The sequence below is a fragment of the Anaerosalibacter bizertensis genome (assembly GCF_009696605.1).
Taxonomy (GTDB): Bacteria; Bacillota; Clostridia; order Tissierellales; family Sporanaerobacteraceae; genus Anaerosalibacter; species Anaerosalibacter bizertensis.
This window is the reverse complement of the sequence record NZ_VULR01000028.1, coordinates 1-6,231: the sequence shown is the minus strand read 5'-3', so window position 1 is coordinate 6,231 and position 6,231 is coordinate 1. Positions and strand designations below refer to the sequence as shown.

Annotated in this window: 6 protein-coding genes and 1 pseudogene; 6 read left to right on the top strand and 1 reads right to left on the bottom strand. The window is 31.5% G+C overall.

The window, feature by feature from the left end:
- Positions 1-139 precede the first annotated feature (139 nt).
- Together FYJ27_RS12640 and FYJ27_RS12380 are read left to right on the top strand one after the other, a co-directional pair.
- Positions 140-580 (top strand): annotated as a pseudogene (locus FYJ27_RS12640) (lipid II flippase MurJ); the annotation flags it as partial.
- Positions 581-813: 233 nt separating this feature from the next.
- Entirely contained in the window at positions 814-2,721 is a 1,908-nt protein-coding gene (locus FYJ27_RS12380; RefSeq protein WP_154485102.1) for a polysaccharide biosynthesis protein, read from the top strand.
- Here the strand turns inward: FYJ27_RS12380 and FYJ27_RS12375 are convergent.
- Complete coding sequence (locus FYJ27_RS12375) at positions 2,708-2,875, bottom strand: hypothetical protein (protein WP_154485101.1); 168 nt, start codon at positions 2,873-2,875, stop codon at positions 2,708-2,710. The genes FYJ27_RS12380 and FYJ27_RS12375 overlap by 14 nt on opposite strands.
- Before the next feature lie 175 nt (positions 2,876-3,050).
- Between FYJ27_RS12375 and FYJ27_RS13070 the strand changes: the two genes are divergently transcribed.
- The 4 genes from FYJ27_RS13070 to FYJ27_RS12355 all read left to right on the top strand — a co-directional run bounded on the left by FYJ27_RS13070 (position 3,051) and on the right by FYJ27_RS12355 (position 6,163).
- Positions 3,051-3,728 carry a YveK family protein gene (locus tag FYJ27_RS13070; RefSeq protein ID WP_154485100.1) on the top strand — a complete coding sequence of 226 codons (678 nt, stop codon included), beginning with the start codon at positions 3,051-3,053 and terminating at the stop codon, positions 3,726-3,728.
- A 19-nt stretch (positions 3,729-3,747) separates the two neighbouring features.
- Positions 3,748-4,440, top strand: a complete 693-nt coding sequence (locus tag FYJ27_RS12365) for a CpsD/CapB family tyrosine-protein kinase (protein WP_154485099.1) — start codon at positions 3,748-3,750, stop codon at positions 4,438-4,440.
- Between the two features lie 17 nt (positions 4,441-4,457).
- Positions 4,458-5,249, top strand: a complete 792-nt coding sequence (locus FYJ27_RS12360) for a tyrosine-protein phosphatase (protein ID WP_154485098.1) — start codon at positions 4,458-4,460, stop codon at positions 5,247-5,249.
- A 146-nt stretch (positions 5,250-5,395) separates the two neighbouring features.
- Positions 5,396-6,163 (top strand): hypothetical protein, encoded by a 768-nt coding sequence (locus tag FYJ27_RS12355; protein ID WP_154485097.1) that lies wholly within the window; start codon positions 5,396-5,398, stop codon positions 6,161-6,163.
- Positions 6,164-6,231 lie beyond the last annotated feature (68 nt).

The following is a 6,231-nucleotide window of genomic DNA, read 5'->3' as shown; positions in this document are numbered from 1 at the left end:
GATAGTGAAAGTCTTAGGGAAAATAGATAGTTTTAATGCGTTGTAACTATATTTAATATAGTGAGAGTATTAAAGAAATCTATATAGTACCTAAGAACCCCATCGGCTTTAGCCGTGGGAGTTTCAGAATGGAAGAGAGGATCAAAAGAGTATAAAGAGATTATTAGATCTAGCTTTAAAGACATCTTTAATATTTGGATTAGTGTTTTTTATTGCTTCTCAATTATTTAATGAGCAATTGGTTTCTCTATTTTTAAAGCCTTCAAACAAGGAAGCTTTCCAGATTTCTTTGAAAGGCTTGAAAATATTTAGTTTTGGATTTTTAGTCTGTGGACTTAATATTGTATTTTCTGGCTACTTTACTGCACTTAAAGAGACGAAGAAGGCTACTATTATATCGTCTTTGAGAGGATATATACTGATATGTATGGTTTTATTTATCTTGCCAAATATATTTGGAGATGTAGGTATATGGATTGCACCATTAGTTTATGAAGTTCTAACTTTATTCATCACTTTGACAATCTATGTACGCTCAAAGGTTGCACTAAAAGAAAGAGAATACAGCCTTAATAGATAATTATATTTATTTAGGACTAATCTATAAATAGATTAGTCCTGTTTCATTTTTTGTTTGCGCTTAAAATGGTATGGTAAAAGTAGGAGTGATATAATACTATATAATATAATATATGAAAATAGCGATTCTATACTCTATTTATTGAAGAAAAGATGGAAACTTGTTATAATTTGGCTATAAGACTTTTGTCCTGTTTCTTATGCCCTATTAATATTTACGAGAAGAGGGATATTATGAAAAGAAGAAAGTACATGCTTGCATTGCTAGATGTGGTTCTTATAAGCTTGGCATATTACTTATCTCTTTATTTGAGATTTGATGGAAAGATAGCTCCTATGTATTTAAAGGTTTTTAAAAGTCATATAGTAATTATAACTAGTATAAAAATATTTATATTTTATCTATTTAAACTATATAAATCTCTTTGGAGATTTGCCAGTATAGACGAAATGATAGATATAGTACTAGCTTCAATAGTGGCTAATGCAGTGGTTATAGCCTATATGACTATGGTAGAAGCCAATCTTCCAAGAAGTATATACTTTATGGTTCCTATTATGGACATAGCCTTTATAGGGGGAAGTAGGTTTAGTTATAGAGCATTGAAGAGGATAGAAAGTGATATACCGAAGGGGAAAGAAGGATGTAAAAATGTTTTAATAGTAGGGGCAGGGGCAGCTGGAGCTATGGTTATAAAAGAGTTTAGAAATCATAATAGACTGAATAGTAGACCAGTAGCTATAGTAGATGATGATTTTACTAAAATAGGCCAGAATATAAATGGAGTACCAGTATTAGGTACTAGGAATGATATACCAGATATATGTAAAACAAAAGATGTAGATGAAATAATAATAGCTATTCCATCTGCTAATAAGAAAGACATAAGTGAAATAATAAGTGAATGTAAAAAGACTAAGTGTAGAACAAAAACACTTCCAGGAATATATGAGCTTATAGATGGAAAGGTTAGTATAAATAAAATAAGGGATGTAGATATAGGAGATCTCTTAGGAAGAGAAGAAATCCATTTAGATATGGACGATATATCTGGATATATAAGAGGAAAGAAAGTCTTAGTAACTGGTGGTGGTGGTTCTATAGGTTCAGAACTTTGTAGACAGATAGCTAGATTTGAACCAGAAGAATTAGCTATATTAGATATTTATGAAAACAATGTTTATGATATACAAAATGAGCTTAAGAGAAAATATAAAAGGTTGAATTTAAAAGTTATTATAGCCTCTGTTAGGGATAAGGATAGAATTGAAAGTATAATAGACGAGGAAAGGCCAGATGTAGTATTTCATGCAGCGGCCCACAAACATGTACCTCTAATGGAAGAAAATCCTGAAGAAGCTATTAAGAATAATGTCTTTGGTACTTTAAATTTAGTCCAAGCTACCGATAAATATAATGTGAAGAAATTTGTATTGATATCTACAGACAAGGCAGTAAATCCTACAAATGTTATGGGAACTACAAAGAGAATATGTGAAATGATCATTCAATCTATAAACAAAGAAAGTAGTACAGAATTTGTAGCTGTAAGATTTGGTAATGTATTAGGAAGTAACGGAAGCGTTATACCCCTATTTAAAAAACAGATTGCTGAAGGAGGACCTGTGACAGTTACTCATCCAGAAGTCATAAGATATTTTATGACTATACCAGAAGCCTGCCAATTGGTACTCCAGGCTGGAGCAATGGCAGATGGAGGAGAAATATTTATACTAGATATGGGTGAACCTGTTAAAATTATGGACTTAGCAAAAGATTTAATCAGACTTTCAGGCTTTGAACCAGATGTAGATATACCTATAGAAATAACTGGATTGAGGCCAGGAGAGAAGCTATACGAAGAGCTCTTATTAGACGAGGAAGGTATATCAGATACTGGTCACAATAAAATATTTATAGGTAAGCCTATATTTACAGATTATAATTATTTAATAAAAAGTCTAGAAAAGCTTAAATATGTAATGGAATACAGTGATAATATTAAATTAAAAAAAGCTCTTGTAGAGCTTGTACCAACTTATGAACCTTATAAGGAAGATTCTTTAGAAAAACAATATGTAGATCATTCCAAAAGGTTAAATGAGGTTGCTATAAGTGCTGAACTCTCTAATTTAAAATAAGTAATAGAATACAAATTATTATTGGAATAATAATTATAGAAAAACCAATGATTAAACTTTGTTTTTCCTTTGGGGTGAGCATAGAACTTGCTTCATAGTATCCGTCTATTTTTTTCCTTTTATAGACTTTGGACAGTGCTGCAAAAAAAGTCAATTTATATACCTCCTTGTGGAAAAATAATATTTTTTTATATATAATTGTATATTATGTCAAATAACATTTTAATTATACATCAAATGGAAATTACTATAAATAGGTCTAAGGACCTATATAATTTAGGTCTAAATATGTAGAGTTTAAAATAAAAATTTTAAGGAGGCTTTGAAAAGTGGAAGAAGTAAGTATTAAGGAGCTTTTTTTTATATTGGCAAAGAGAAAAAAGGTTATATTTTTGATAACCGTAGTTTCTATACTAGCTAGTGGAATTGTAAGTTTTTTCATATTGACACCAGAGTATGAGACTTTTACTACCCTTATGGTAGGGAAACCTAGAGACTATGGCAGCAGTGATAGTCAACTAGATTATAATGATGTACTTTTAAATCAAAAGCTTGTGCCAACTTATGGACAGTTGGTTAAAAGTAGGTTGGTTACAGATGAGGTTATAAAGAATTTGGAGTTGGATTTAACCCCTAAAGAGTTTGAAGAAAAGGTAAATGTAAATCTTGTAAATGATACAGAGATCATAAAGGTTGAAGTAGTAGATGAAGATCCTAAATTAGCTGTAGCTATTTCCAATGAAACAGCTGAAGTATTTATGAAAACTGTAAAAGAAAAGATGAAAGTAGAAAATGTTCAGGTTATTGACAGAGCTCAAGAACCAGAAAAACCTATAAAACCTAGACCAAAGTTAAATATGGCTATTGCAGGAGTACTAGGTTTTATGATTAGTATTTTTATAATATTTTTAATTGAATACTTAGATAGTACTATAAAGACTCCAGATGATGTGGAGAAGTATTTAGATCTACCAATTATAGGAACTATACCAAATGTAGAAGATTAATTTGTATTGAGGTGAAAAAATGAGAAGTCAAAGAATAATTACCAATGAAAACCCTAAGTCCCCAATAGCAGAAGCTTTTAGGACTTTGAGGACTAATATTCAATTTTCAAGTATAGATAAAGCTTTAAGCAGTATAGTGATTACTTCTTCTGGACCAGGAGAAGGGAAAAGTACAGTATCTGTAAATACAGCTATAACTATTGCCCAATCTGGCAAAAAAGTTCTACTAGTAGATTGTGACCTAAGAAAACCTAAAATACATACTTTTTTTAGAATACATAATGGTCAAGGATTGACAAATATATTGGCAGAGGGAATAGATTTAAAAGAAGTGGTACACGAGCCAGAAACAGAAAACAATCTTCATATTTTAACAGCAGGACCTATTCCGCCAAATCCATCAGAGTTATTAGGTTCTAAGAGGATGAAAGCATTTTTAAAAGAAGCAGAAACCAATTATCATACTATTATATTAGATTCACCACCAGTAGGGATGGTAACAGATGCAGCAGTTCTTTCAACTATAGCTGATGGCACTATATTGGTATGTGCAGTGGGACAAGCTGAAATCGAAGCTTCAAAGACGGCTAAAAGTTTACTTGAAAAAGTAAATGCAAATATATTAGGAGTAGTTTTGAATAAGGTGCCAGTAGATAAAAGTGGATATTATAGATACAATTATTATAATTATTACTCTTATTATGAAGAGTAAAAAGGGATGAGAGATAAATGATCGACATTCATTGTCATATACTTCCAGGGGTAGATGATGGTTCTAGGAGAATAGATGAATCAATAGAGATGGCAAAGATATATATAGAAAATGGCATAGAAAAAGTCATAGCTACCCCTCATTATATAGAGGATATAAACCCTGCCACCTTCGAAGAAAATAAAATAGTTTTAGAAAATCTTAAAAAAGCTTTAAAAGATGAAGGTTTAGAATTGGAAGTATATTTAGGAAATGAAATATATGCAAGTCCTAATACTTTAGAACATATAATGGAAAAAAGGGTGGCTACTTTAAATGGAACTAAGTATGTACTTGTAGAAATGCCTATGTTCGATGTACCAATGTATATGGAAAATATAATATATGAACTATGCATAAAAGGATATGCTCCAATAATAGCCCATCCTGAAAGAAATTCTAAGATCCAAGAAGATCCAAATATTTTATATGAATTTTTAACAAGGGGAGCTTTGGCTCAGCTAAATCTTCCAAGTATTGAAGGAAGATATGGTGAAGCTTCTAAGATAACTGGAGAATTGCTTTTAAAACACAATATGATCCATTTTGTAGGTACAGATGCTCATTCACCAAGGTCTAGATCACCAAGAGTTAAAAAAAGCCTAGATATTTTAAAGGATTTAGTAGATGATGAAATATTTAAAAAGATAACTTGTGTAAATGGAGAGGCTTTGTTGGAAAATAGAGCTATTTCCATAGATGAACCTATAAAGTATGAAGAGAAGAAGGGCTTCTTCTCTTTTATAAAGTCGAAATTTAAAATTTTTTAGATTGATAAATGACTGTCTTAAAATAAAACTTTGAGATAGTCATTTATTTTTTATAGTAAATATAAAGTATATTTTTAATTGTTTCATAATAGTAATATTAGGGTAAATATATACAGTAATCTGTAAAAAAGGGGGCAAATTTAAAAATGGGGTGTAAAAAGAAAGTAGTTTTGTCAGGAAATGAAGCTATTGCAAGAGGATTCTATGAAGGGGGAGGTAAGGTTGCAGCAAGTTATCCAGGTTCTCCAACTGTGGAAATATTAGAAAGTATGAAAGAATATGAAGAAATTTATTCTGAGTTTTCTACCAATGAAAAGGTAGCATTAGAAGTAGCTATGGGAGCTTCTATATATGGTTCAAGGGCTATGGCTTCTATGAAACATGTAGGAATGAATATAGCTGCAGATCCACTGATGACTTTTACACAAACCCCTATAAATGGAGGATTTGTATTAGTATCCGGTTCCGATCCTGGTATGGCCAGTTCTCAAAATGAACAGGATAATAGAATATTTGGGAAATTTGCCAATATGGGAATATTAGCTCCAGGAAGTAGTCAAGAAGCAAAGGATTTTATGAAATTTGCACTGGATATAAGTGAGGAGTTTGAAGCACCAATCCTTATTGATATTTCAAGTAGAACCTGTCATAGTAGGGGAATAGTAGAGTTAGATGACAGGGTTGAGAAGGAGCCTTCTGGTTTTGAAATTGACCAAGAAAAGTACTGTATGCTTCCACCAAATACATATAAAGCCCAGTATTTCATGAGAAAGAGGCTAGAGAAGTTAAGACAATATGCCTACGATATGCCAATCAATACATTGGAAGAAGTAGATGGCTCTGATACCCTCATTATTACAGCAAGGGGCGAAAAGCCCACTTCTTTAGGTGTGGGATGGATAGCCCAAATATAAAACTATGTGTATGTATAATTTGGCAACGTACACAAAATGTGATACGATACAAGTATGGAAAATAAATA